The sequence below is a fragment of the Ruoffia sp. FAM 20857 genome (assembly GCF_045528645.1).
GTDB classification, from domain to species: domain Bacteria; phylum Bacillota; class Bacilli; order Lactobacillales; family Aerococcaceae; genus Ruoffia; species Ruoffia halotolerans.
Genome location: NZ_JBGQRB010000035.1, coordinates 1 through 25,345, shown reverse-complemented (window position 1 = coordinate 25,345; position 25,345 = coordinate 1). Strand labels below are relative to the sequence as shown.

The window sequence follows — 25,345 nt, the reverse complement described above, 5'->3', positions numbered from 1 at the left end:
TTCGATATTAATTGATTTCCACGAAAATTGGGAAAATAACGCTCGGACATTCTTACAAGTGTAATGTGCATGATGACCAGATGATATAACTACATTGAGACTTTTACACAAGATTATGGACTTGACAGTCGCGACGTACCGCAAATGCGAATGCGGAGTGTCGTGCTCCCTCACGACGTCCCGCAATTGAAAATACGGAGTGTCGTGCTCACTTACGACGTCCCGCAATTGAAAATACGGAGTGTCGTACTCCCCCACGACGTCCCGCAAATGCGAATACGGAGTGTCGTACTCCCCCACGACGTCCCGCAAATGAAAATACAGAGTGTCGTGCTCCCCCACGACGCTCCGCAAACACACCACCCCTTCCCAGTAGCGCATAAAGTTAGTCACAGCAGCACTTTCGTGATACTATTATGGTTAAAGGAGTGATTGTAATTGATGGAAAATTATATTTTAAATGATGGGTTTGCGATTCCTAAAGTTGGCTTAGGAACATATGGTTTACGAGGCGAATTAGGAGTGCGTCAAATTGAAACGGCGATTCAATCTGGTTACCGTTTAATTGACTCTGCTTATAATTACGAAAACGAAGGAATTGTAGGTAAAGCGATTCGCAATAGTGGGGTGTCACGTGATCAAATCACATTAACATCTAAATTACCGGGTCGTTACCATGAGTATGATAAAGCAATGATTGCGATTCAAGAATCAATTGCTCGAACTGGCTTAAACTATATTGACTTATACTTAATCCACTGGCCAAATCCAAAAGAAGATAAATATGTCGAAGCTTGGCAAGCACTCATTGATGCACAAAAACTTGGCCTTATTCGCTCAATTGGGACATCAAACTTCTTGCCAGAGCATATTGACCGCCTGGAAAAAGAAACAGGTATTTTACCAGCAGTAAACCAAGTTGAAACGCATCCAAACTTCAATCAAGAAGCACAACGTGAGTATGATGCATCTAAAGGTATCATTACAGAAGCTTGGAGCCCAATTGGAAGAGCGGCTGACATGATGTCGAATGATTTAATTACAGCTATCGCTCAAGCACATAATAAAACGGAATATCAAGTCATCTTACGTTGGCACATCCAAAGAGGATTTTTACCTATTCCAAAATCAGGAAATTATCAAAGACAACGTCAGAACATTGATATCTTTGATTTCAATTTATCTGAAGGTGAAGTAGCTAAGATCAATTCTATGTCTCATGAAGATGGCCGTCAGAAAGATCAAAATCCAGCAGAGTATCAAGAATTCTAAATTAAACACAAAAAGACGAATCCGCAAGGACTCGTCTTTTGTTATTTGATAATACTCGCCTAGTGTTGTTTTAATCACACTTATGATAAAATGACTACAAAGTACTAGTTAGTGAGGGATAGATATGGAAACCAAAATAGATCCACGTGTCGCTAGAACACGCAAAGCCATCATCGAGTCATTTATACAATTATCAGAAAGAAAACCTTTCGAAAATATTTCAGTCAAAGATATTACTGAAGAAGCTTTAATAAACCGAGCAACTTTTTATAATCATTTCTTAGACAAATATGATTTAATGGAGAAAGCTTTATTTGAAGATGTCCAACTGAAATTGAATCGTGAAGAGTATAGTGAAGTTCAATTAAATGAAGACTACATTGTCTCTCTTTTTGAAAAGTTATGTTCCTTCCACATGCGCTTGGCCACACAATGCCAACGCTCATACATTGTGACAATCAACCAATTAGTCGTGGATCAACTTAAAGTCATTCACTCACAACAATTGAAGAAACACTTTGAATCACTCGATGAAGAAGAAATTCACAAAATAGCAACCTTATTCGCATCAGGATTATTCTCGCTATCACAAGAATGGTTTGATGACCAAGATGCAGAAGAACCTGCCACATATGTAAAAGACGCGATTCCATTTTTAAAAGTATTCATTAAGCAACAAAAAATAAGCTCCCAGGACATTAAAATGACAGGGAGCTTTTTATTATAAATTATTTATGAAAATCTATGCGTGGTGCAATTAAATAATACATAATTAATCCACCGATGGTCATCACGATAAACTCTGATAAAGCTAAGAAGGCATAAGTTTCCCAGAAGAAGTCCGCAAAGCCCATATACATTAACATAGCCGCGATAATGAACATTGTAAATGTAAAGACAAGAGTCATCACACCGTAACGAATAATCATTGGGTCTTTAACTTTCTTACCAAAAGCTTTCACCGCTAAATTACCTAAATAACGCGCTAAAACTAATGACACCAGTGTGTGAAAACTACCGACAACCACATCAACAATCGTAGATTGCATCGCATTCACGATGAGCACCCCTAAAGTAATTGAAGCGATGTAGCGTTTATTATAAAGTCCCATAAAGTTTAAACCTTCTGAAATTCTAAACTGAATGGGTCCATAAGCCACTGGAGCAACGAACATGGTAATGACAACATATAATGCAGTCACTAATCCAGCCTTAACTAAACCTTGTGTATCAAAACTAGAGTAACTATCGACATGATGATTATTTCCCATTTTTATCAATCTCCTTTATAGTCATAGCATTGCTATGCTAGTAATAACTACGGCCAAAGGACAGGAGCATATTCTGCTGAAGTGCCATAGTACTATTCAGTCATCATCTAAACAGCGTTATATAGTTTACATTAAAAAGCCTTTAAAGACAACAAAGGTTTACCATAAATAATAGCCACTATAAGTAAAAATTAAGGAGAGGCCACAGAACTTATGCTACAATGATTATGAAAACAGTTACATAGAAAGGTGAATATATGAATACATTAAAATTCCAGGATATGACGCTGACTTGGTTAGAATCAACTTCAACACTGAATGATGCAGGGAACATGTTCGGACCGGTGCCTAAAGCCGTCTGGTCTAAAAAGTATCCAAATAATGATCATAACCAAATGAATTCCGTTGAAGACCCTATCCTTATTCAATTTAAAAACACCAATTACTTAATTGATGCTGGATTTGAAACGAATAAGTTCAATAAAAAAGACTGGCGTAATATCGGTGTTCAAAATAAAACAAGACTAACAGAAAGTTTGTCTCAACTAAATTTAACACCTAAAGACATCGACGTCATCCTCATGACACACATGCATAATGACCATGCGAGTGGTTTAACTCGCGCAACTGAGGAGGGTTTTGAATCAGTCTTCCCAAATGCTACGATTTATATGACAGAGATCGAATGGAAAGAAGTACAAAATCCCAACGTTCGTACTAAAGGAACCTACCTCAAAGAAAACTGGGAACCCATTCAAGAACAAGTCAAAGTGTTCAAAGATAGGATTGAAATCATTCCAGGTATAGAAATGTTTCATACAGGTGGACATTCAAATGGCTTAGCAATAGTTAAATTGACTCAAGAAGACGAAGTTCTACTACATCTGTCAGATTTACTCCTTACTGTAGCGTCAATGAATCCAGCATGGGTAAGTAGTTACGATGACTATCCTATGGACACTATCGCTGCAAAGCAAAAGTGGTTACCCGAAGCCTTTGAGAATGGCTATAAACTAATCTTCTATCATGATGCGTATTATTGCATGCTGCAATTTGATCGAGATGGCAAAACAGTCATTGATTACCTAGAAAGAGAGAAAAATCCAATCATTGAATGGCCGGAAAATATTGGGAAATTAACTTAAAATAGGGTGTGTTTTATTTTACAAGCATAGGTCGTTGTAATACAATAGATTTATGAAGGAAAGATGAGCAAACAATGAGAGTGGGTATGATTTTCATGATGACTTTAAAACTAATAAAGACTAATCATAAGAATTTTGTGACTCATTCATTATCGCTTCATTTAACTTCACAATTACACACAAGAAAAACCTCAGTGCGAAAAGTTAGAACTGAGAGTATTTGTGATCTTTCTAAACTTATTCATACATTCCAAACGAGTCTCTATGCACGTAGTGCGTAGGGGCTTTTTATGTGTCTCAAGGGCTTAGAAAGAGGTCGTGGTTGGTGTTGCTTATTGAATACGGCATGCTGAAGGGAGTGAAAAGGATTGTTTTTGACCGACACTATAAAGAAAGGTTAAGGTGATCCAGATGCTTAAAAAAGCAGTATCTCGCTATTAGGCGTAACTTAATATGATGAAAATGATAAAATGATTAAAATGGATTGACAAACTCTAATGTAAGCTGTATAATTCTAATTAACAAATCAATGGAGGACTAAAGATGAATTCAAAACTTATTTCACAACATAACCGTTTCTTTTTTAGCAACTTTAGATAGTGTTTGTATCTTGCCTAATTGGATACAAACACGTACAAGCGTTTGTTTGTATCTATGAGGTGCTAAAAAAGTGTGGAGCCCGCATAGATTATTCTAGAGATTATAATCTTTGCGAGTGTGAGATAAGATGCGTTCTTCATTGAGGGACCTATTTAATTTCTTCCTGCCTAGCGAGATTATATTTCTCGCTAGGTTTTTTTGTCGCTTTTAGTCAAATCAAAAAGGAGAAATTAACATGAAAAAAATTATTAACCTATTATTAGTTGTCAGCTTAGCATTAATGAGTATCCTATACGGCTCATCAACAACAGTCAGCGCACAAGACCGAGAACCCATTAGCGTCGGGATATTACAATTCAATGTCCACGGATCATTGGATGAAAACTACCGAGGCTTCATTGAAGGCTTAGCAGAATTAGGTTATGTTGAAGGAGAAAACTTGACGGTCAATTATGTGAACGCTGCAGCAGAAGTTAGCCAACTTCCATCACTCGCAAGCAGTATTGAAGCAGAAAGTGACTATTTATTCGCTATTGCGACACCATCTGCACAAGCTTTAGCAAATACAACTCAAGATAAGGTCATTTTATTCTCATCTGTAGCGGATCCAATTGGAGCCGGCGTGGTGGATACCTTAGAAGAACCAGGACGCAATTTAACTGGAACAACAAATATTGGTCCCATTGAACAACAAATCAATCAAATTTTACTCCCATTAGTACCAGAAGCAGATAGAATTGGTTTAATTTATAATTCGAGTGAAATTAATGCCCAATACCAAGTCGATATCGCGGTACCAATCTTAGAAGAGCAAGGCATTCAACCAGTCATTAAGACAATCTCATCAACAAATGATATTAGCCAAGCAATGAACGCCTTAGTTAATGAAGAAGTGGACGGAATTTACTTAGTAACAGATAACTATATCGCTGCATCGATGGCACTTGTCGGAGAAATCGGAAAAGAAGCGGGTATTCCAATGGTCGGTGGATCGAATGATATGATTTTAGAAAACGGTCTAGCAACTTACGGACTAGATTACTATGAACTTGGTGTTCAAACGGCCGAGATGTTAGTTAGAATTATCGATGAAGACCTTGACCCAGCAACAACACCTGTAGAGTTAGCTAACTACTTAGAACTCGTTGTTAATGAAGATTACGCAAATGCTATTGGCATTGATCCACAAGAAATTTATGATTTAATGAAAGAATAAAAACGCAATGACAAATGAATAATAACAATTCTGACAGCAAGAAATGATAAGACTTTTCATGACTTGCTGTCGTATTGTTTGTATAGAAAACGATACCACGGTATAATATTTATAATAAGTAAGAGACTATTTAAGGGGGAACTACCATGGATGAAAAATTTGTATATGCAGTCTATGACAGAATCGAAGAAGCGAATAAAGCAGTTCAAAATTTAACAGATGCCGGAATACCTGTGAGTGCAATCTCACTCTATGCAGACGATGATGTTGTGGAAGAAGCAAATCAATCCGCGAGTGTCGTTGAGTTAGAAGAATATGATGATGACGATGACCATAGATCATTTTGGAATCGAATCGCTGATTTCTTTGGATCTGACGACGGTGAGGATGAGAATTTCCCAGTTGATTTAAAAGGTTATCAAAATGAACTTGATGACGACAAGATATTAGTCGTCGTAGAGAAGACTTATGAAGGCGAAGCACTTTCAGTGGATACGAATGTAAATGTTATGGAAGAAAATGATCCCAACCAAGTAGAGACATTCACACAAAGGAATGACTATCCAACACCAGATGAAACAACTGATTCAGAAAATGCAACAGTTATCGCAGGTGATATGGGTGCAGAAACTGACTACTCTAAAGAGCATCAAAAAGATAGCACTCAAGTAGACTCACAAGTTTACCCAGACGACCGTCAATATACTGTCACCGAAAATGTTCAATACGATGAAAGTAACAAAGTAGCAGGAGATACTGCACGAGAATCAGAAGAAGCAGAAGCCTACTATACAAATCTTAATAAGCAACCGCAAACTGACCGTGATGCAACAAACAGATCGTCAAACGAGGTCACTTATATAGAAGATCCAGTGGCTGATGAAAAGTTACTTGCGGATAGAAAAGAAGGTAGCGTTGCTGGAGATATAGGTGACTCTTCCGATTATTCACAGTACTACCAAGAAAATCAAGAAGCAGCTACACCGACTTCATCCACAGACTACCATGATGAAGATGATTATTTAAAAGGTGAAGAAACAAGCCTGGAAAGAGAGTCTGAAGGGAGGCGCAGTGATTTCATGGGAGTAGGAGACAGCAAACGTCCGGTATCAAACCGTTCGAATAATGATCCGAGAATGGGAGAATTTGAAGATGAGATGCGTCGACATGACGATAATCCTCCAGCAGATGAAGAGGGCGTAAACCCTGAACAGTATGGAGCAGAAGATAAAAGCCCTCAAAACTTTAATACACTAAGCCCAGAAGACACAAATGGCTATGCAGACCAAGAAGAAGGTCATCCATTGGGTGAATTTGAAGATGAGATGCGTCGACACGACGATAATCCCCCAGCAGATGAAGAAGGTGTAAACGCAGATCAATATGAGGACGATAAATAATTGAATTTTAATTTAGAGCTCGTACTTGAGGCAATTCAAGTACGAGTTTTTTTTACAGCGAGAGTCATTTACTATAGAAAAACGGTAGATTTTTGAAAGTGAAATCAATATAATGTGGCCACTATAAAAACATTGATGGAGGATTATTTATGACGACCGTGAAAGACGAGAAACAGGGGACCATCTTGAATAAAGTACTAGATGCTTAAAAAATATATCCGCACCCAACTTAGGAGACTTAAGTGCGGCTGGTATTCTATAAGACTTCACAATCTTGTTACATACATACGGATTAATTCAAGAAGGTTGCGCAGAATATATTATCCTAGAAACTATCTCAGGGTGCAGTGCTCTACTTCTTGCCTATCCTACTCGCCTATCCTACTCGCTTATCCAGCGGCAAAAGTATTTAATACAAACCAAGTATTCGCAGTCTGTGTGGCCTTATTCATGTTACACCCAACGACAAGTCAAACTTAGCTTTAGCTGGTGCAGCATTAGCAGTCATGATTAAATCAAACAATTCAAGTTACAAGCAATACTCAGTGACAACAGTTGTTACAGCTGCTTTAGGAGTTTCGCAACCGGCTTTATATGGTATCGCCATTCCTTATAAACGCGTAATGATCGCAAGTATTATCGGCGGTTTAGCCGGAGGATTTTATGCCGGGATTGTTGAATTCTATTCTTATGCCTTTGTAAATCCAGAAATTGCTGCACTTCCAGCCTTTATCTCTCCAGATGGATTATTTGAAAACTTAATTAACAGCATCAGTGTAATGATCCTGGCATTCGGAGTTTCATTCTTAATTGTCTTATTCGGTAAATTTGAAGACATGCCAGATGCAGAAATTGCTGAAATCGTAGGAGAAGAAGAGAATTAATTCAGAAATTATGAAACGTAGCCATACCGGTGGCTTTTTTTATATAAAATAGTAGCTGTAGACAGAAAAACATTCGTAAATATTTTTAAAATGTCATATATATGGCAATATATAATTTGCACATAATATGCGTCTTATTTGAGTTGCTAATGAAATGTTATATAATAGAGTTGTAGTCAAAAAAATATTAGGAGTGATACAATAATGAAGAAATCATTGAAAAGTTTCGCATTGTTAGGAATGGCCGGATTAATGTTAACTGCCGTTGCGCCACACGTGTCTGCCCAAGATGATTCTCAAGAAGCATCTACTTCTGAAGAATCAGTTAGCTCAGAAGAAAGTACTGAAAGTACAGATGAAGCCCAAACTGAAGAGAGTGACTTACAAGTAGCCCTTAATGATGCAGTGGCACTATTCCAAGAAGAATACCCTAATGCAGAAATAGAAGAGTTAGAAGTTGAATTAAGAAATGAAGAATACCGAATTACGATTCATGGATTTGAAGATAATATTGAATACGAAGTGGACTTTAGTGTAGACCCAGTAGAAATTACTGACCGCGATGAAGATAATGAAGACGATAATGATAACGATGGTGAAGCATTAGTCTTAGAAGACTTAATCACCATTGATGAAGCATCTGAAATTGCTTTAGAAGAAGCTGGCGAAGGAACAATCACTGATTGGGACTTAGATAGCGATGACGGAAGAGTCCGTTGGGAAATTGAAATTGATGGTGTAGAAAATCCAGATCGAGACGATGATGATAACAAATTACACATTGAAATCGATGCAGAAACAGGAGACATCCTAAACGTTGAATTCGATGACTAATCAAATTTATTTAAGGAGGCTTGAAAAAGCCTCCTTTTTTTGCTGTGTACAACTTTAAATATAAATATATAGAAATATTTATAAGAAACTTCTGCTTTGACTACATTAACTTAAGAATGATGATATAATTGTTACATACAATATGAAGGAGTGACATAGATGAAGAAATCTTTAAAGACCCTTGTCGTAAGTTTACTAAGTGCGAATTTAATTGTTGGATCGATGGCAACAGTTGTGCAAGCTGAAGAAGATGGAGGGCTACCTGTTGTATCGGACCCTGCGGCTGAGGAAACACCTGTTCCGGATCCAGAGCCGGATCCAGAGCCGGATCCAGAGCCGGATCCAGAGCCAGAGCCGGATCCAGATCCAGATCCAGATCCAGAGCCGGATCCAGATCCAGAGCCGGATCCAGATCCAGATCCAGAGCCGGATCCGGATCCAAAACCAGATCCAGAGCCGGATCCGGATCCGGACTCAGAGCCAGACCCGGACTCAGAGCCAGACCCCGAAGAGAACCCTAAAGAAGAGGATGGAGACGGTACTGGTGAAGAAAATGAAGAGGGAACAGACGGGGATGGTTCAGAAGAAACTCCAACGCCTACACCTACTTATCCGACAAATCCATACATTCCGCCAAGAACTGAATCAAGAACTGAAGTGCCTTCAGTGACTGCAGATGAATCTGCTGAACCAACTGAAAATAGTTTAGCAAGCCAGTATGATGTTGCAGCAAACTTAGAAAATTTAACGGCACTTTTATCATCGTCTCTTGAAGATCCTAATTTTGTATTAGCATGGGAGGACTATCAAGCACTTATCAACGAATATGATTTAACTGATATTAATAAAGATGGAGCTGTTGGAAGCTCATTACATGATATTACAGCAAACTTCTCTGGTAATGCTGTGCCAATAAGAACTGAAAACGTAAATGGACAAATCATAGTGGTTTTAAGTTATGTGGATGAAACAGCAGAATCAGAAGAAGAAACGACACCGGTAAACATCATCTTATATGGTGATGAAGATGGTAACTTAGTAGGCGCTGGAATGTTCCAATCAACTGCTTACGAAAGTGATATTCCAGTTGTAACATCAGAAGTTTTTCAAGGGTTGGTTAATAAGAGTAGAGAAGATCTATACGCAAAAGACTTTTTTGTCAATGGATTCTATCAAATTCTTTCAAATGATGTAACATATACTACCTTTTCAACACCTAGTGAAATAGAAGGCTCAGATGAGTTAGTTACTGTTGATAGCCGATTTGTATTACAACATAATACTACTGAACGTACTGAAGGATTGTTAATCGATCAGCTACAATTTGAAGTATTAGATTATATAGAAGGTTTAGAGTCAGAACCCGAAGTTGCAGAAGAATCTGAATCTACTATAGAAGGTGAAGAAACACAGACAACTGAGGATGAAGTTGAAGTTGAAGATGAACTAGCAAGCAGTCCATTCGTTTCAAGATTTGCACCAGAAACATATGATCCTAACACATTAATTGAAGCTGATATGATTGTATCTGGATATGAAGAGCTAGTATCTATGGTAGAAGAAGGTAAATTAAATTACGATCCAAATCAATTAACTGAACTATTAGGTGAACCAAGTCGGCTACTAGAAGCTGGTACGTATAATTTCTACTATTATTATGCAATTGAAGAAGAAAGAGTTACTTTACTAGAATTAGAAGTAGATACTGAAACAGAACAAGTATCAACTATGCGTTTTGAAAACAGAACGCCTAAATTAGATGAAGCATTCCCGATTACAATAGATGAACTATTTGATGTTGCTAGAGAAGAATTATCTATTAGTAATTTAGAAAGTCATTTAGAAAAAGCTGATCTTGTGGAACATCTATTCACAGGTAGCTATCAAATAAGATATGTTTGGACAAGTTTTGAAGATCCAGAAATGCGTAGTATCGAAGCTTTTGAAGATGGATCAACTAATGAAGTAGAGTTATACTACTACGATCAAGAGTAAATTATTTAGAAAGTTTAAGAATTTCTTAAATAGTTGTTGATTTTCTTAAGGAGTAAGTTATAATGTATACAAGACATAAGAAATGCACGTACGTATTCTGTGTCAGATTACAATTGAATTGCCAAAGTCTTAAAGTTACTAATACTTATATTAAGTCTCAAATTTGACAGAAATGTTACATTAATATGTCATCTTCTGAAAACGATTGACGATAAAATTAATAATTGGTATAGTTTCCTTAAGATGAACTTAAGAAATTCTTTATCTCTTATAAAGAATTTCAGTTTTGGTAAGTTTATCAATTAGGCATGTTAACTTGCCAGTTGTAATGTCGCTTAGGACTATCTTACAAAAAAGACCTAAAATACAGGAGGAAATTTTAATGAAAAAATCATTATTAAAATTAACAGTAGTTTCAGCAGCAGCTTTAACTTTATCAACAGTAGCTGCACCAGCAGTAGACGCTTATTACCAAGATAACAACGGAACAGAATACCAAACATTAGTAAACGTATCTAATGCAGACTTCTACCGTTTATTAGACGAAATCACAACTAAAATTGTTGCTTTAGAAGGACAAATTGGTGTTGAATCTCGTCCAGGCGTTGCAGCAACAGGAAAAATCGCAGAAGTTGAAGCAGCAGAAGCAGCTTTAGCAACAGCTCGTAAAAACGCTGAAGACGCAGCAGCAGCATACGCTGATGCAGTAGCAAATAACGATGCAGCTATCGCTGAGAAAAAAGCAGCTGACTTAGCAGTAACTGAAGCTCAAAAAGCAGTAGATGCTTTAACTGAATCTTACGGAGAATATACTCGTAAAGTAGCAGCAGCAGAACAATTAAACGACGAAGAAGTTGACAATGCTGAATATGCTTATGCTAACGCAGTAGCTGAAGCTGAAGGATCAGCTCAAGCTGCTATCAACGCTTATGACGCAGCTGTTACAGCTCAAGCAGAAGCAGCAGCTTTAGTAAACGCTGAAGACTTTGCAACATTACCAGAAGATACTCAAGCACAATTACGTGAAGCATTAGCAGTAGCTGAATCAGCATTAACAACTGCAACTAACGAACGTAATGCAGCTGTTACAACTCGTGATAACGCAATCTCAACTGCAGCAACTACTCGTGACGCTGCTATCTCAGCTTCAAACGCTAAATTAACAACTACTTTAGCTGATTTAGAGCAAGAATATGTTAATAACAATGCATACGGTGAGTACGCAACTATCGAAGAAGCAGAACAAGCATTATTAGACGCACAATCACGTGCTGCTGCAGCTGCTACAGCTGTTGAAGAAACTCAAGCTGCACTAGCTGATGCACAAGCTGCTAATACAACTGCACAAACAGCTTTAAGACAAGCACAAATCGCTTTAGCTTCAGCACAAGCAGCATTAGAAAACTTATTCTCTGAAAAAGCTTACTTAGACGTTAACTTACACGAATTAGTTGTAGGACAACAAGCTACAAATGATTACCCAAGTTTAGAAAACTTAACTGATGAGCAACAAAACTTAGTTGAAGAAATCACAGGTAAATCAAGTGAAGAATTAGAAGCTGCAGCAGAAGAAGCAGCTAAAAAAGCTGAAGAAGCTAAAAAACACGCTGAAGAATTACGTGGAGAAAACGAAGATGACGAATCAGAATCAGATGACGAATCAGAATCAGATGACGAATCAGAATCAGATGACGAATCAGAATCAGATGACGAAGATGACAACAACAACGGTGGATCTAACAACGGAAACGGATCTAACAATGGTGGATCTAACAGCGGTTCTGGACAAGCAGAATTACCAGAAACTGGTGAGTCTTCATCATACGCAATCTTTGGAGCAGCTGCATTAGCAGTATTAGCTGGTGTTGGTTTAGTAGCACCTTCATTCAAAAAAGAAAACTAATTTTAAATAATTAGACTTTAAGACCAAGCTTCGGCGTGGTCTTTTTTATGTGCACATTTTTATAGAATAAAGCAAAAAGAGTATATATGACTAGTCAGTCCGTCCAATATCATTTACAATTAATATAATGACAAGGAGTGAGTGATAATGCTAAATCAAGTAAATATAGGTTTATTTATTACCGGCGGAATTGCCAGTTATAAGATGGGCGAGTTAGCGCGCCAATTAATTAAAAAAGGAGCTAACGTTCGAGTGGTTATGAGTGAAAGTGCTCAGAAATTTATTACGCCACTGACTTTACAAACATTAACTAAACATTCAGTACTAACAGATACTTTTGATGAACATGATCCTGCATCGATTCAACATATTAATATTGCTGATTGGTTAGATCTTGCTTTAGTTGCACCAGCAACAGCGAATATAATAGGAAAGATGGCTAATGGTATTTCAGATGACGCTGTGTCCAGTACATTAATGGCAGTAAATAATTTACGTGTGATCGTTCCGGCAATGAACACTAAAATGTTTGATAATCCAGCAACTCAAGCGAATATTAGTCGCTTAGAGTCTTTTGGTTATGTCGTTATGGAACCTGACGAAGGATTTTTAGCTGAAGGTTATAGTGGAAAAGGGCGTATGCCGTCTGTAGAAGACATTGTTGAGATGGTTGAGTACCAATATATGTGTCATAATTCTCCACAATGGCTTGAAGGACAAAAAGTTGTGGTAACTGCCGGTGGAACAGTTGAAAGAATTGACCCTGTACGCTACATTTCAAACGATTCATCTGGTCAGATGGGGTATGCGATGGCTAGAGCGGCAAGTTTTTATGGAGCGGACGTTACTTTAATCTCAACTAAACGTGATTTAAAGGTGCCTCATAATATTACAGCAGTTTATGTGGACTCTGCTGTTGAGATGCAACAAGAGTTGAATAAATACTTTTTGGATACGAATTATGTCGTGATGGCTGCAGCAGTAAGCGATTATCGTGTCCTTAACCGTGCGGATCAAAAGATTAAGAAAGAAGCAGGTAATGATAATTCATTCCAACTTGATTTCGCTGAGAACCCAGATATCCTCGCAACACTTGGTAAAGAGAAGAAGAATCAAGTTTTAATTGGCTTTGCGGCTGAAACTGAGAATTTATCTGAGTATGCTTCAGGTAAATTAAGAAAGAAAAATGCGAATTGGATTATTGCTAATGATGTATCAAATAAAGGCATTGGTTTTAACTCGACGCATAATGAAGTATTAGTGATTGGAGCAGATGGAACTTATGAAGAAATTTCTGTGCGTTCTAAGTTAAATGTTTCTTTAAAAATTTGGCGCATTATTCTTGACCCAAACCATACAACTAATTAGTCGCTGTCAGTTCATCTTAAGTTCGGATGGATATGATATAATGACTAAGTAACTTTACTTCGATAAAGGAGAGTATAATGACACTACAAGTAGATAATTTATTTAGTGGGTACAGACAAGTGCCTGTATTGAAAGATGTTAATTTTTCAATTAAATTTGGAGAAATCGTTGGTTTAATCGGATTAAATGGTGCCGGAAAATCAACATTATTAAAGACTATTCTTGGTTTAATAGAACCACAACAAGGGTCAGTGAAGATTAACGGCCAATCAATTGTTGATAGCCATAAAGATTATGCACAAAATATTGCTTACATTCCAGAAACACCGATTTTATATGAGGAATTGACTTTAAAAGAGCATATTGAAATGACGGCCCTTGGATATAACATTCCTGTTGATGTCGCCATGCAGCGTGCGGAACCTTTATTGAAGATGTTTAGACTTGACAAGAACCTAAACTGGTTCCCAACGCATTTTTCAAAAGGAATGAAACAAAAAGTGATGGTAGTCTGTGCATTAATTACAGATGCAAAAATCTTAATTATTGACGAACCATTCTTAGGCTTAGATCCCATTGCGATTCGTGATTTTACTAATTTATTAAAAGAGCGTGCAGCTGATGGAACAGCTATCTTATTCACAACGCATGTGTTGAGTATTGCGGATGAGTTGTGCGATTACTTCTTAATGTTAAGAGCAGGAGTTTTAATCGGTCAAGGTAATGTCTCGCAGTTGAGAGAGCAATTTATGATGCCGGAAGCTTCGTTAGACGATATTTATATCGCGATGACTGAGCAAGAGGAGGCGCTTTAATGGGTGACTTCAAAAGCTTATGGCAACACCGCTTTTCAAATTATTTAAAGGAAATTGGTAAGTATGCAAGGCTAATCATGAATGATCACTTTTCAATTATTATGCTAGTGATCTTAGCTTTTGGTGCATTGTATTACCGTGAATTACTGATTCAATTACAAGCTTTAGACTTAAGTGTTATTCGTTGGGTAATTATCCTGAGTGTTGTCATTTGGTTGGCAACGATATTTCAATTTGGACAGCCGATGTGGTTTACGAAGGATCCTGACAAAAGTTATTTGTTTGCTCGAGGAGAAGAGTGGCATAGTTATTGGTTGAAAGGTGCTTTAGTATCTTTAGTCTTACCAGCGATTATTATTTCACTCGGAACAGCAATGATTATGCCGTTTCTAGATTTGATTTCTGTTTGGAGTTTGAGCCAAAGTTGGTTGCTGATTCTTTATATGGTTGCCTTCAAAGCAGTCAGCTTTTCGTTACTGTATTTAGATATTTTTAATTTAGGCTTCGCTCAGATTATTGGGCGACCTCTATCCAGATGGCATCATACTTTATTAGTTGCAGTCGCGTTATTCATAACGTTTAGTTTACCTGTGACATTTAATATATACATACCTTTGGTGATACTTTTACTCTTGATTGTTTATATCGCCTGGGCGATGACTCAAAGAAGTAACCGCTGGGTGGCTTTTGATCATATTGTGGAAGAAGAGACGCGTCGTGAGGCAAGTTTATATAAGTGGATTTCGATTTTTGCGGATGTACCTCACTTGAGACCTTCGATTAAACGCCGTCCATATTTAGATGGGGTACTGTCATTCATGAAGAACTTGAATAATAACCGCTATTCATTCTTATTCTTGAGAGCTATATTTAGAAATAATGCATACAGTGGTGTTTGGTTACGTGTGACGTTATTTATTTCTGTACTGATTATGATGACAAGTAACGTTTGGATGTTATTAGGAATGGGTGTCTTGAGTCATGTACTCACGTTTATCCAGCTAGTTCCATTGATGAAATTATATAGTAATCAACCTTTCCAAATTATTTATCCAAACCGAGAAGGGGCTATTGTTAAAGCATTTCAAGGAACATCTTTAGTCATTGCCTTTATTCAATTGCTTGTGTATGCAGTGATTGCTGTAATGACTCAGCCACTAACACTTCAGTTAGCTTATATTATTATGGCTTGGGTCGCAGTGGCGATGTTGATGATATTCTTATATGTACCATGGTGGTACAAAAAACAGACAGATTAAATAGGGAAGCGCTCAACAATGTTGGGCGCTTTTTTGAATTGGAATGATAATTGTGTCCCTGAGAAAATTTCAGGGCACCAAATTGCGAAAAACCATCTTTGAGAAATTCTCAAGGACCTAAATCCCCATAATTCCAAAATTCACAGCCAATGCCAACTCTGTTACATTATTGAGTTTAACATTTCATAATAATCTATTTCACAAACTATTCATTGTGTTCCCTAACTTGCAAATTTTTACAAACCCGAATTTCTGGAATTGCCTACAAGTAATGATTAAAAGATTATAACTTTGGAATAAAAGGATTTTGTAACAGCGGTTAATAACTTAAATTCAATTTTCACAAGCTTATAAGCAATTATTATAAGGATATTGAATAGGATGGAAACTCTGTTATGCCAATAATCTAGCTGTTTTCACAAAGTTACTCATAAAATTTTAACTTAAATTTTAAATTACTTTGTGATATGATGTACTTATTGGATTTAAAAAGGTATATTAGGGGGAAATAATTGATGAAAGTTGTAATTATTGGTGCTAACCATGCGGGGATTGCTGCAGCGAATGTTTTACTTGATGAGTACGAAGGTCATGAAGTAGTATTAATTGAGAAAAATGATAACATTAGTTATGTTGGAGCAGGTACTGCTTTATGGGTTGCTCGCGAAGTAGAAAATCGTAATGATTTATTCTATACAGAGAGTGGAGATTTTGAAGATAAAGGTGCACGCATCTTAATGGAAACAACAGTTGATCGTGTTGATTATGATAATAAAGTTGTTCATGCTATAAGAAAAGATGGCGAAGCCGTAGAAGAATCATATGATAAATTAATCTTAGCAACTGGTTCTAAACCAATTGAACCAAATGTGCCAGGTAAAGACTTAGACGGAATCCACTTCTTGAAATTATTCCAAGAAGGACAAGCGGTTGATGAAGAGTTAAACAGTGATAAAATTGAAAAAGTTGCTGTAATCGGCGCTGGTTATATTGGTGTTGAGATTGCAGAAGCAATTCAACGTCGCGGTAAACAAGTATTATTATTCGATGCAATGTCTACATCATTATCAAACTATTATGATGAAGAGTTTGCTCAATTAATGGATAAAAACTTAGCTGACAACGGCTTAGACTTACACTTTGGTGAATTAGCTGAAGCTTATGAAGGTGAAGAAGGTCGTGTTAAAGCAATTAAAACAAATAAAGGTCACTATGACGTTGATTTAGTAGTTAACGCGATTGGTTTCCGTCCAAACAATGACTTAGGTCAAGACCATTTAGAATTATTTGCGAATGGAGCTTACTTAGTAGACCGTCACCAACAAACAAGTGATCCAGATGTTTATGCAATTGGTGACTGTGCGACAGTTTACTCTAATGCATTACAAGATACAGCTTACATCGCATTAGCAAGTAACGCTGTTCGTTCAGGAATCGTTGGAGGACATAACGTTGCTGGAACTGACTTAGAACACGTGGGTGTTCAAGGATCAAACGGTATTTCAATCTTTGGTTTAAACTTAGTATCAACGGGATACTCAGTAAAAGCTTGTCAACGTTTTGGTATTGATGTGGATTATGTTGAGCATGAAGATGTTCAAAAATCACCTTACATGAGCGATAATGAAACAGTTAAGATCCGTATCGTCTTTGAAAAAGGAACTCGCCGTATTGTGGGAGCTCAAATTGCTTCACATTATGACATGTCAGCAACTATTCATATGTTCTCATTAGCCATTCAACAAAAAGTAACGATAGATACGTTGAAGTTAACAGATATTTTCTTCTTACCTCACTTCAACCAACCTTACAACTACATCACAATGGCTGCATTAAAAGCAAAATAATATATTCAAACTCAAACCGCTATTTTATAGCGGTTTTTTATTTTGAGCTAAGATTTTTATTCTCCTTAGTACTTTTGATATCATAGGGGAGAGGACGAACAACTTATCCATGAAAAGGCAATCACTTAGGAGGAATAACATGAAAGCATGGTCAATAACTGAACCGGGTGGCGTAGATAAATTAACTCAAGAAGAACGCCCAACTCCACTACCCACAAATGGTGAAGTGTTAATTAAAGTAAAGGCTTTCGGTATTAACCGAACTGAGATTCTGACGCGTAAGAACAAACAATTAGAGGCGCCGTATCCAGTCTTAGGAATTGAAGTTGCCGGGGAAATTATTGAAAACCGCTCAAATCGAACTGATTTAGAACCGGGAACACGTGTAGCTGGCTTAGTGATTCAAGGATCATATCAAGAATACGCAGTCATGCCTGCGGAGTTCGCGATGATTTTACCTGAGAATCTCACTTACGAAGAAGGCGCAGCGATACCAGAAGTTTTCTTAACTGCTTACCAAACTATATACTGGTTAGGCGATTTGAAAAAAGATGAAAGTATTTTAATTCATGCTGGAGCTAGTGGAGTAGGAACAGCCGCAATCCAAATGGCTAAGCAATTGAGCGATGCCAAAATTTTCTCGACATCCAGTCGCAAAGAGAAATTAGATAAGATGAAAGAATTAGGAACTGACTTTCCGATTAATTATAAAGAAGAAGATATCGCCAAACGGGTGCTTGAAGAAACAAATGACGAAGGTGTTGACGTTATTTTAGACTTTATTGGAGCATCATATTACGACTTAAATCTTAAAAGTGCCAAAATTGATTCGAGATGGATATTGATTGGGACACTAGGCGGATCTGAAGTAGAGCAATTTAATATTTTAGATATTATGCAAAAGCGAATTCACCTAAAAGGAACGCTCCTGACGCCAAGAAGTAATGCATATAAAGGAGAGTTGACGAAAGAATTCGCGAAGAACGTTATGCCGTATTTTGCAACAGGGGAAATCCAAGCAATTATTCATGAAGTAGTAGATTTCTCAGAACTACCAAAAGCGCATCAAATGATGGAAAACAACGTAAATATCGGGAAAATAATCGTCAAAATCAGTGAGTAATGACTTATATAGAAAACGTCAAATTATTAAGTATTATAACCACTATTTATAATGAAAACGTGTTAGAATATTCAGTATGAAGGAAAATCAGAAAGGAAATGAATGTATGGAATTGAATAAAGAATTATTAGTAAACTTAACAGAAGTTAATGGAATTGCAGGAAATGAAACGCAAGTTCGTGAACTTTTCAAGAAAGAAACAGAATCCTATGTGGACGAATTCGTTCAAGATGGTTTAGGAGGGATCTTCGGTAAACATACCGGAGATGCAGAAGGACCTAAAGTCTTAATGGCAGCTCACATGGACGAAGTTGGTTTCATGGTCAGTGAAATCACTGATAAAGGATTCATCAAATTCGTTACGATTGGAGGCTGGTGGAGTCAAGTGGTGCTCGCTCAAGAAGTTGTTATTACAACAAGAGAAGGTAAAGAAATCGAAGGGGTTACTGGATCAAAACCACCTCACGTATTGACAGCAGAGGCGCGTAAAAAACCAATTGATATGAAAGATATCTTTATCGATGTTGGAGGACAATCAAAAGAAGACATTGAAAAAATGGGCATCCGTCCTGGTGATATGATTACACCGTTAATTAAAACTCGTCGTCTAAACGACACACCATTCCTACTAGGGAAAGCATGGGACAACCGAATTGGCGTGGCGGTAGCAGTAGAAGTCTTAAAACACGCCAAAGAAAAAGGCCATCAAACAGTACTTTATTCTGGGGCGAATGTTCAAGAGGAAGTTGGCTTGCGTGGTGCTAAAGTAGCTGCGAACTTAGTTCAACCAGATATCGCGATCGCCTTAGATACAGGTACTGCAGGTGATACGCCTGGCATGACAAAAGCAGAAGCGGATAGTGAATTAGGAAAAGGGCCACAAGTCATTGTCTTTGACGCGTCGATGATTTCGCACAAAGGTTTACGTGACTTTGTAGTAAACATTGCTGAAAAACATGATATTCCATTCCAATATACATTTATTCCAGGTGGAGGAACAGACGCTGGATCAATTCATACAGCTCAAGCAGGTATTCCTTCAATCGCGATTACTGTTCCAGTTCGTTATTTACATTCAACTACTTCAGTGATTCATGAAGATGACTTCAAGAATACAGTTCGTCTAGTGACAGCAATTTTAGATGAGTTAAATACAGAAACTGTTGCGACAATTAAAGAAAATGTTTAGAGAAAGAGGATAACAACTATGATTTTTGTGGATAATGGTAATAATTATGATGCCAGTCTGAATATTGCACTAGAAACTTATTTAGTAGAAAATCGTCTAGTTGACGAACCAATTCTGCTATTCTATATTAATGAACCTTCAATTATCGTTGGACGTAACCAAAATACGACGGAAGAAATTAACCAATCATATGTTGACGAACATAATGTGCAAGTCGTTCGTCGTATGTCTGGTGGCGGGGCAGTGTATCATGATCTAGGAAACTTTTGTTTCTGCTTTATTAAAGATGATGACGGAACTTTCCGTGACTTCAAGAGTGTGACGGAACCGATAATCGAAGCTTTACATAAGATGGGAGCAACGGAAGCAGCTTTAGAAGGGCGTAATGACTTACTCATTGATGGGAAGAAATTCTCTGGAAATGCTATGTATGCTAAAGATGGTCGAATGACAGCTCACGGAACTATTTTATTTGATTCAGACTTAGACGAGACAAATAACGTTCTAAAACCAAGAAAAGCTAAAATCGAATCGAAAGGTATTAAGTCTGTACGTTCACGTGTCACAAACATCAAACCATATGTGGATGAAAAATACCGTGATCTTTCAACAGAAGAGTTTAGAGATTTAATTCTTTTAGAAATTTTCGGTGTAGACAAACGTGAAGACGTCCCTGAATTAAAATTAACAGATGAGATTTGGGAAGGCGTTTATAAACTACGTGAAGAACGTATGGGAAACTGGGAATGGAATTACGGTAAATCACCGGACTTTGATGTTGAACAAAGTCATAAATTCCCATTCGGTTTTGTTGATATTCGCTTCAATGTGAGCCAAGGTATCATTAAAGATGCACGTATTTATGGAGACTTCTTTGGTTTAGGTAATATTAAAGATGTTGAAGAGAAATTAAATGGCGTAAGATATGAACGCCAAGCAGTGACAGAAGCTTTAGCTGATGTTGATGTGAATAAATATTTTGGAAATACGACTTTAGAAGAGATTGTTAACTTAATCTTCGCATAAAAACATAAAGAAAGCCCCGCTGATTTGCGTTATAACAAATCAGCGGGGCTATTTTTAATTATTCACCTTGTAATTGATGACCAATACCAACCATAATATCACGGAAGTCTGTGATATAACTGATTTCTGAGAAATCTTCATCGGTATCTGAATACCAAACATAAGTTATAACAGAGTTAGGGAAGTCATGATAGATACTATCTGGTTGTCCAATTTGATCAACCATTTCGTTATAAGTTACTCCACTCGTGTGTGAAAGTTGATTCAATTGAGACGGTGTGATGTCGAAGTCTTTCTCAAGATTACCATCGGCATTCGAATGTTCATTTAAAGCATAAACTTTATCATCTAATAACACAACGATGTAATCAGTACTTGAATCACTATCACCAACTGAATATACTAATAATTCATAAGATCCAGCTAAGGTAATTGTAGTTGGATCACACAACGTTTCAACCACTTGATCTCTTTCAATCATGGTTCCTTCATTGTGCAACACTAAAGCATGATCAACTAATTCAGAGTAGGTATCGGAAAAAGCGTCCGCATCTTCATATACGACATCTTCGAAATCGATGCTAAATGTCAGATTAATCACTTCTTCGGCATCTTCAGTTGAGATATCCGCGATCACTTCTAAACTTGTCGCTTCATCTTCTCTTTCTAAATTGAAAAATTGACGCGATGTAGAATCATCAAGTTCTTCTTCTGAGCTAGGCTCTCCAAAGGTTTCATGTAATTTTTCTACTGAATAAACTTCTTCGTTAAGCATAGCATCAACGAAAACACTATTCTCTTCTTCTGCTAAAGACTTAACGTCCTCTGCAAAACAGGTGTAGCTCCACTTAAGCCAGTGAGACTTAGTGATACGATTACGACATATTTCAAATGCTTCATCATTCAATCTGCTCCTTTATAAAAAATACTTCACTAACGCTATTATACGCCAGTGAAGCATACGCTCTAATAAAGGAATTGTAAAGTTTGTGTAAATGTCCGACTGTAATATTACCCTCTATTATAAACGTCAGGGAATAATTGATTTAACATTGCTTTTCCTAAAAGACGAGGTGTTCCTTCGCCTGGGAAGCGGTGAATCGCAATCATCGGATTAAAGTTTGCTTCGATAATACCGTAATTATCCTGAGTAGGTTCTTTAGTGTAGTCTTCAATAATGATATCTACACCACAGAAGCTTGCTTCAAGTAATTGAGAAGCTTTTTCAGCAATCTTCTTATAACCTTCATGCGTATCATCGGTACGATCAATTGAAACTCCACCGGTCGACACATTACTGTTCTCACGTAAATACACTGTCTTACCATCTTCTGGTACAGAATCAAAAGTATATCCATAGTTTTTTAATTGAAGGGTCTCGATTTCACCTTTTTCAATGATTGTTAAAGGTGCTTTATGATCACGTCCACGTAGGGGGTTTTTGTTCACTTCATCAATTAACTCGCCAATGGTAGACATTCCGTCTCCAATGATATGAGCTGGGCGACGTTCAACAATTGCCATAGTTTGATTATCTTGAATATAAAAGCGTAATTCAGTTCCTTCTATATACTCCTCAACTAAAACTGTATGATCTTCCTTATAGGCAAAGTTCAAAGCATCAATATAATCATCTTCACTTGGATTGCTTCTAAAGATAGTAATACCTAAACCATAGTTTGTATTCTTAGGTTTAACAACAATGGCTTTATCGGGTAGGGAAGTGTAGTATGCTTTTGCTTCTTCAATATGACTGAATGACGTTCCGGATGGAACTTTAAGACCCGCTTCATCGAGTAAAACTTTTGTTGCGACTTTATTTTCCATTAAGAAATAACTGATTAAAGAATCAAGGCGAGTCATATTTGCACTTTTGACGTATTCTGTTTGCCCTTGGAACGATAATTCGATCACATTTTCCTCACTGTCAATGATTCTTACTTTAATACCCGCTTTAATTGCTTCTTTAAGCACATCTTGTGTTGATAACTCGAGATTTTCAAAGCCATGTAGTAAGTAGGGTTTATCTAAGTAAACTTCTTGATGTTCTTTGGCAAGGCGTAAGCCCATCTCAAGGAAACTATCATAGTCAGTTGCTTCTTCAACAATGCGTCCAGCTAAAGTTAATGAAGGATCTTCAAGTGAAGCTTCAACTTTATCTACTATAGAAGAGACATTATCTGTGTTAGATAATTGATCGGCAACTTCGCGCATAGCAGTGACTAACCATTTAGCTTCATCTATGTCCATTGGAGCATCTAAAGCGTCCGCTTCTGAAGTTGCATAATTCATCTTAGTTCCTTTTACGATCTCAGTGTCGTATTTTACATCTGGGATAAATAAAAGTGTAATTAAAAAAAGACGAACTAATGCGATTGTTTCATCATCAATCCCATGAGGGTGATAAGGATTCAAATCAATGTTACGAAATTCAAGGTAACTAATCCCTTTATCTAAAAGTTCTCGGGCATTCGCTCCTCCACGGAGACGCACATCACGGTACAATTCCTTCTCTAAAGAAAGAGCACCAGAATCAATGGCATCTTCTATAGAAGTAACAAAGTCTTCTAAAGAATCATAGTTCATCACAACAGATTCTTTATTCTGATAACCATAACGACTTTGTCTAATTGAACGCATTCTTTCTGCATGAGGTTTACCATATAAGTTTGTCGCATAGTTAGGAGCAACATAAGGTGATGCACCTATGAGATATGTTAGTAACCAACGATAGCGGAAATAATTTCTAGCTAAATGCATATAAATCATATTATTGAATTGTAATTCATCGTCATAATCAGACTGAGCTTCAAATGAATCATGTTCGATATCAGGATTAATCTGGAAGTTATAATGAATTCCAGAAATTAATTGGACATGCTTACCGTATAGTTCGGCTAGAAATGCCCGGTAATTATACTCTTCAATCTTCTCTAACTGAGCAATCTTAATATCCTCAGAATTCTCTGGGATAATGACCGGTGTACTAAACGGCCATAATAAATCTCCGTTCTTTTCATTCGTCGTTGCGACGATCTGATGGAAGGAGCTTAACCAATCTTGTAGTTTACTGATTGACACAGTAGGGGGTGTAATTAATTCTAATTGACTTTCTGCAAAGTCAGTTTGTATATAAGGTTGTTGTTTACGAGTTCCCCATTCAGAAGAATGAAGGTGATTAGATATGTTCCCAACATGGTTAACACGTAAAGATTCTCGCTCAAGTCCAACAGTACTACGCCACAAGCCAGGAACTTGATCAAGTTTAAAGTAACTCTCTTGTATCTTCACTATAATCCTCCTTTGAATTAAGAGTATAATACATTATACAATAATATTAGACTTTATATAGTAGAAAGTGATTCCAAAAGTTAAAAGCTACAATAGAAATAAAGAATTATGAATAAAGTACAAAATAGTGTTGACACTATACAGCAACCCATGGTATATTATCACTTGTCGTCACGAGACGTTGCAACAATGTTTGGCGATAACTTTGTAAGGTTACATAAAATTTACATAAACTTTACAAAAAAGCGAAAAAAGTATTGACGAAATGATTCGTCGATGATAATATAACATAAGTTGCTACTACAACATGTGTAGCGCTTACAACTATTGGAGCGAATCACACATTTGTTTCAAAAAATGCTTTACAGATTACTCGAAGCATGATAGGATATAAAAGTTGTCATTTGAGATCACGTCACTTTAAAAAAGAAATAATAAAAGTGAAAAAAGTGATTGACACTAACATATCAAACATGTTACTATTTAAAAGTTGTCATTTGCGACAACGATTAAATGAGGCAGCACTGATAAAAAGTGAAAAAATATTGTTGACACAATATAGCCCGCATGATAAGATATGTAAGTCGCCAAACAGCGACAACATCACAACGAAGTGTTAAATAGTTTTGAAAATTATTTAAAAAACTTCAAAAAAGTTGTTGACTTCGAGTCACAACTGTGATATTCTATAAAAGTTGTTAAAACAAACGACATCACTTCGAGACGGAGTTGAAAATACTTTTTAAAAAAGTGTTGACAACCACAACGCGAACGTGATAAACTATAAAAGTTGTTGTTCAACAAAACGACAACGAAAGCTCATTGAAAACTGAACAAAGATAAACACACCAAATGTGTAAGGGGATCTGTTCTACGGAACAGACAACCAAACAATTTCGCTGGACGA

At 37.0% G+C, this 25,345-nt stretch carries 19 protein-coding genes; 16 read left to right on the top strand and 3 right to left on the bottom strand.

Translation table 11 applies throughout. The annotated features are described in order from the left end of the window. The first annotated feature begins 441 nt into the window (after nucleotides 1–441). Together ACEN4N_RS08595 and ACEN4N_RS08590 are read left to right on the top strand one after the other, a co-directional pair. Nucleotides 442–1,272 (top strand): aldo/keto reductase, encoded by an 831-nt coding sequence (locus ACEN4N_RS08595; RefSeq protein ID WP_407094053.1) that lies wholly within the window; start codon nucleotides 442–444, stop codon nucleotides 1,270–1,272. A gap of 124 nt (nucleotides 1,273–1,396) precedes the next feature. Next, on the top strand, nucleotides 1,397–1,999 hold the full coding sequence (locus ACEN4N_RS08590) for a TetR/AcrR family transcriptional regulator (RefSeq protein WP_407089337.1): 603 nt from the start codon (nucleotides 1,397–1,399) through the stop codon (nucleotides 1,997–1,999). 1 nt (nucleotide 2,000) lies between these two features. Here the strand turns inward: ACEN4N_RS08590 and ACEN4N_RS08585 are convergent, their stop codons facing one another. After that, nucleotides 2,001–2,543, bottom strand: a complete 543-nt coding sequence (locus tag ACEN4N_RS08585) for a QueT transporter family protein (protein ID WP_138404707.1) — start codon at nucleotides 2,541–2,543, stop codon at nucleotides 2,001–2,003. 257 nt (nucleotides 2,544–2,800) lie between these two features. On the opposite strand from ACEN4N_RS08585, the gene ACEN4N_RS08580 reads away from it, so the two are divergent. From ACEN4N_RS08580 to ACEN4N_RS08515, 14 genes are all read left to right on the top strand, one after another. Further along, nucleotides 2,801–3,688, top strand: a complete 888-nt coding sequence (locus ACEN4N_RS08580; protein ID WP_407094052.1) for an MBL fold metallo-hydrolase — start codon at nucleotides 2,801–2,803, stop codon at nucleotides 3,686–3,688. Between the two features lie 835 nt (nucleotides 3,689–4,523). Continuing rightward, nucleotides 4,524–5,504, top strand: a complete 981-nt coding sequence (locus ACEN4N_RS08575) for an ABC transporter substrate-binding protein (protein ID WP_407094051.1) — start codon at nucleotides 4,524–4,526, stop codon at nucleotides 5,502–5,504. Nucleotides 5,505–5,650: 146 nt separating this feature from the next. Next, nucleotides 5,651–6,904 carry a hypothetical protein gene (locus tag ACEN4N_RS08570; protein ID WP_407094050.1) on the top strand — a complete coding sequence of 418 codons (1,254 nt, stop codon included), beginning with the start codon at nucleotides 5,651–5,653 and terminating at the stop codon, nucleotides 6,902–6,904. Between the two features lie 506 nt (nucleotides 6,905–7,410). Next, nucleotides 7,411–7,788, top strand: a complete 378-nt coding sequence (locus ACEN4N_RS08565; protein ID WP_407094049.1) for a hypothetical protein — start codon at nucleotides 7,411–7,413, stop codon at nucleotides 7,786–7,788. Between the two features lie 204 nt (nucleotides 7,789–7,992). Beyond that, complete coding sequence (locus ACEN4N_RS08560; RefSeq protein WP_407089342.1) at nucleotides 7,993–8,622, top strand: PepSY domain-containing protein; 630 nt, start codon at nucleotides 7,993–7,995, stop codon at nucleotides 8,620–8,622. Nucleotides 8,623–8,781: 159 nt separating this feature from the next. After that, entirely contained in the window at nucleotides 8,782–10,617 is a 1,836-nt protein-coding gene (locus ACEN4N_RS08555) for a hypothetical protein (RefSeq protein ID WP_407094048.1), read from the top strand. A gap of 382 nt (nucleotides 10,618–10,999) precedes the next feature. Then, the gene (locus tag ACEN4N_RS08550) at nucleotides 11,000–12,520 is read left to right on the top strand and encodes an LPXTG cell wall anchor domain-containing protein (RefSeq protein WP_407094047.1); all 1,521 of its coding nucleotides are present in this window, start codon (nucleotides 11,000–11,002) and stop codon (nucleotides 12,518–12,520) included. Between the two features lie 147 nt (nucleotides 12,521–12,667). Then, a complete protein-coding gene (gene coaBC, locus ACEN4N_RS08545) occupies nucleotides 12,668–13,888 on the top strand; it encodes a bifunctional phosphopantothenoylcysteine decarboxylase/phosphopantothenate--cysteine ligase CoaBC (RefSeq protein ID WP_407089345.1) in 1,221 nt (406 codons plus the stop codon). 77 nt (nucleotides 13,889–13,965) lie between these two features. Next, on the top strand, nucleotides 13,966–14,703 hold the full coding sequence (locus tag ACEN4N_RS08540) for an ABC transporter ATP-binding protein (RefSeq protein WP_407094046.1): 738 nt from the start codon (nucleotides 13,966–13,968) through the stop codon (nucleotides 14,701–14,703). Beyond that, nucleotides 14,703–15,962: an ABC transporter permease gene (locus ACEN4N_RS08535; RefSeq protein ID WP_407094045.1), complete on the top strand. Its 1,260-nt coding sequence runs from the start codon at nucleotides 14,703–14,705 to the stop codon at nucleotides 15,960–15,962. The genes ACEN4N_RS08540 and ACEN4N_RS08535 overlap by 1 nt, the downstream gene beginning before the upstream one ends. A 515-nt stretch (nucleotides 15,963–16,477) precedes the next feature. Further along, nucleotides 16,478–17,809, top strand: a complete 1,332-nt coding sequence (gene nox, locus ACEN4N_RS08530; protein ID WP_407094044.1) for a H2O-forming NADH oxidase — start codon at nucleotides 16,478–16,480, stop codon at nucleotides 17,807–17,809. A gap of 139 nt (nucleotides 17,810–17,948) precedes the next feature. Then, on the top strand, nucleotides 17,949–18,932 hold the full coding sequence (locus ACEN4N_RS08525) for an NAD(P)H-quinone oxidoreductase (protein ID WP_407094043.1): 984 nt from the start codon (nucleotides 17,949–17,951) through the stop codon (nucleotides 18,930–18,932). A gap of 106 nt (nucleotides 18,933–19,038) precedes the next feature. Continuing rightward, entirely contained in the window at nucleotides 19,039–20,121 is a 1,083-nt protein-coding gene (locus ACEN4N_RS08520) for a M42 family metallopeptidase (protein WP_407094042.1), read from the top strand. A gap of 18 nt (nucleotides 20,122–20,139) precedes the next feature. Continuing rightward, nucleotides 20,140–21,147: a lipoate--protein ligase gene (locus ACEN4N_RS08515; RefSeq protein WP_407094041.1), complete on the top strand. Its 1,008-nt coding sequence runs from the start codon at nucleotides 20,140–20,142 to the stop codon at nucleotides 21,145–21,147. Nucleotides 21,148–21,205: 58 nt separating this feature from the next. Here ACEN4N_RS08515 and ACEN4N_RS08510 read toward each other — a convergent pair whose 3' ends face one another. Then, nucleotides 21,206–22,054, bottom strand: coding sequence for a hypothetical protein (locus ACEN4N_RS08510; protein WP_407094040.1), 849 nt, complete (start codon nucleotides 22,052–22,054; stop codon nucleotides 21,206–21,208). A gap of 104 nt (nucleotides 22,055–22,158) precedes the next feature. After that, complete coding sequence (gene gshAB / locus ACEN4N_RS08505) at nucleotides 22,159–24,438, bottom strand: bifunctional glutamate--cysteine ligase GshA/glutathione synthetase GshB (RefSeq protein WP_407094039.1); 2,280 nt, start codon at nucleotides 24,436–24,438, stop codon at nucleotides 22,159–22,161. Nucleotides 24,439–25,345: the final 907 nt, after the last annotated feature.

Bases quoted from the DNA above. Each gene is read 5' to 3' on its own strand.
- ACEN4N_RS08595 (WP_407094053.1), top strand. From the start codon at position 442: ATGGAAAATTATATTTTAAATGATGGGTTTGCGATTCCTAAAGTTGGC.
- ACEN4N_RS08590 (WP_407089337.1), top strand. From the start codon at position 1,397: ATGGAAACCAAAATAGATCCACGTGTCGCTAGAACACGCAAAGCCATC.
- ACEN4N_RS08585 (WP_138404707.1), bottom strand. From the start codon at position 2,543: ATGGGAAATAATCATCATGTCGATAGTTACTCTAGTTTTGATACACAA.
- ACEN4N_RS08580 (WP_407094052.1), top strand. From the start codon at position 2,801: ATGAATACATTAAAATTCCAGGATATGACGCTGACTTGGTTAGAATCA.
- ACEN4N_RS08575 (WP_407094051.1), top strand. From the start codon at position 4,524: ATGAAAAAAATTATTAACCTATTATTAGTTGTCAGCTTAGCATTAATG.
- ACEN4N_RS08570 (WP_407094050.1), top strand. From the start codon at position 5,651: ATGGATGAAAAATTTGTATATGCAGTCTATGACAGAATCGAAGAAGCG.
- ACEN4N_RS08565 (WP_407094049.1), top strand. From the start codon at position 7,411: ATGATTAAATCAAACAATTCAAGTTACAAGCAATACTCAGTGACAACA.
- ACEN4N_RS08560 (WP_407089342.1), top strand. From the start codon at position 7,993: ATGAAGAAATCATTGAAAAGTTTCGCATTGTTAGGAATGGCCGGATTA.
- ACEN4N_RS08555 (WP_407094048.1), top strand. From the start codon at position 8,782: ATGAAGAAATCTTTAAAGACCCTTGTCGTAAGTTTACTAAGTGCGAAT.
- ACEN4N_RS08550 (WP_407094047.1), top strand. From the start codon at position 11,000: ATGAAAAAATCATTATTAAAATTAACAGTAGTTTCAGCAGCAGCTTTA.
- coaBC (WP_407089345.1), top strand. From the start codon at position 12,668: ATGCTAAATCAAGTAAATATAGGTTTATTTATTACCGGCGGAATTGCC.
- ACEN4N_RS08540 (WP_407094046.1), top strand. From the start codon at position 13,966: ATGACACTACAAGTAGATAATTTATTTAGTGGGTACAGACAAGTGCCT.
- ACEN4N_RS08535 (WP_407094045.1), top strand. From the start codon at position 14,703: ATGGGTGACTTCAAAAGCTTATGGCAACACCGCTTTTCAAATTATTTA.
- nox (WP_407094044.1), top strand. From the start codon at position 16,478: ATGAAAGTTGTAATTATTGGTGCTAACCATGCGGGGATTGCTGCAGCG.
- ACEN4N_RS08525 (WP_407094043.1), top strand. From the start codon at position 17,949: ATGAAAGCATGGTCAATAACTGAACCGGGTGGCGTAGATAAATTAACT.
- ACEN4N_RS08520 (WP_407094042.1), top strand. From the start codon at position 19,039: ATGGAATTGAATAAAGAATTATTAGTAAACTTAACAGAAGTTAATGGA.
- ACEN4N_RS08515 (WP_407094041.1), top strand. From the start codon at position 20,140: ATGATTTTTGTGGATAATGGTAATAATTATGATGCCAGTCTGAATATT.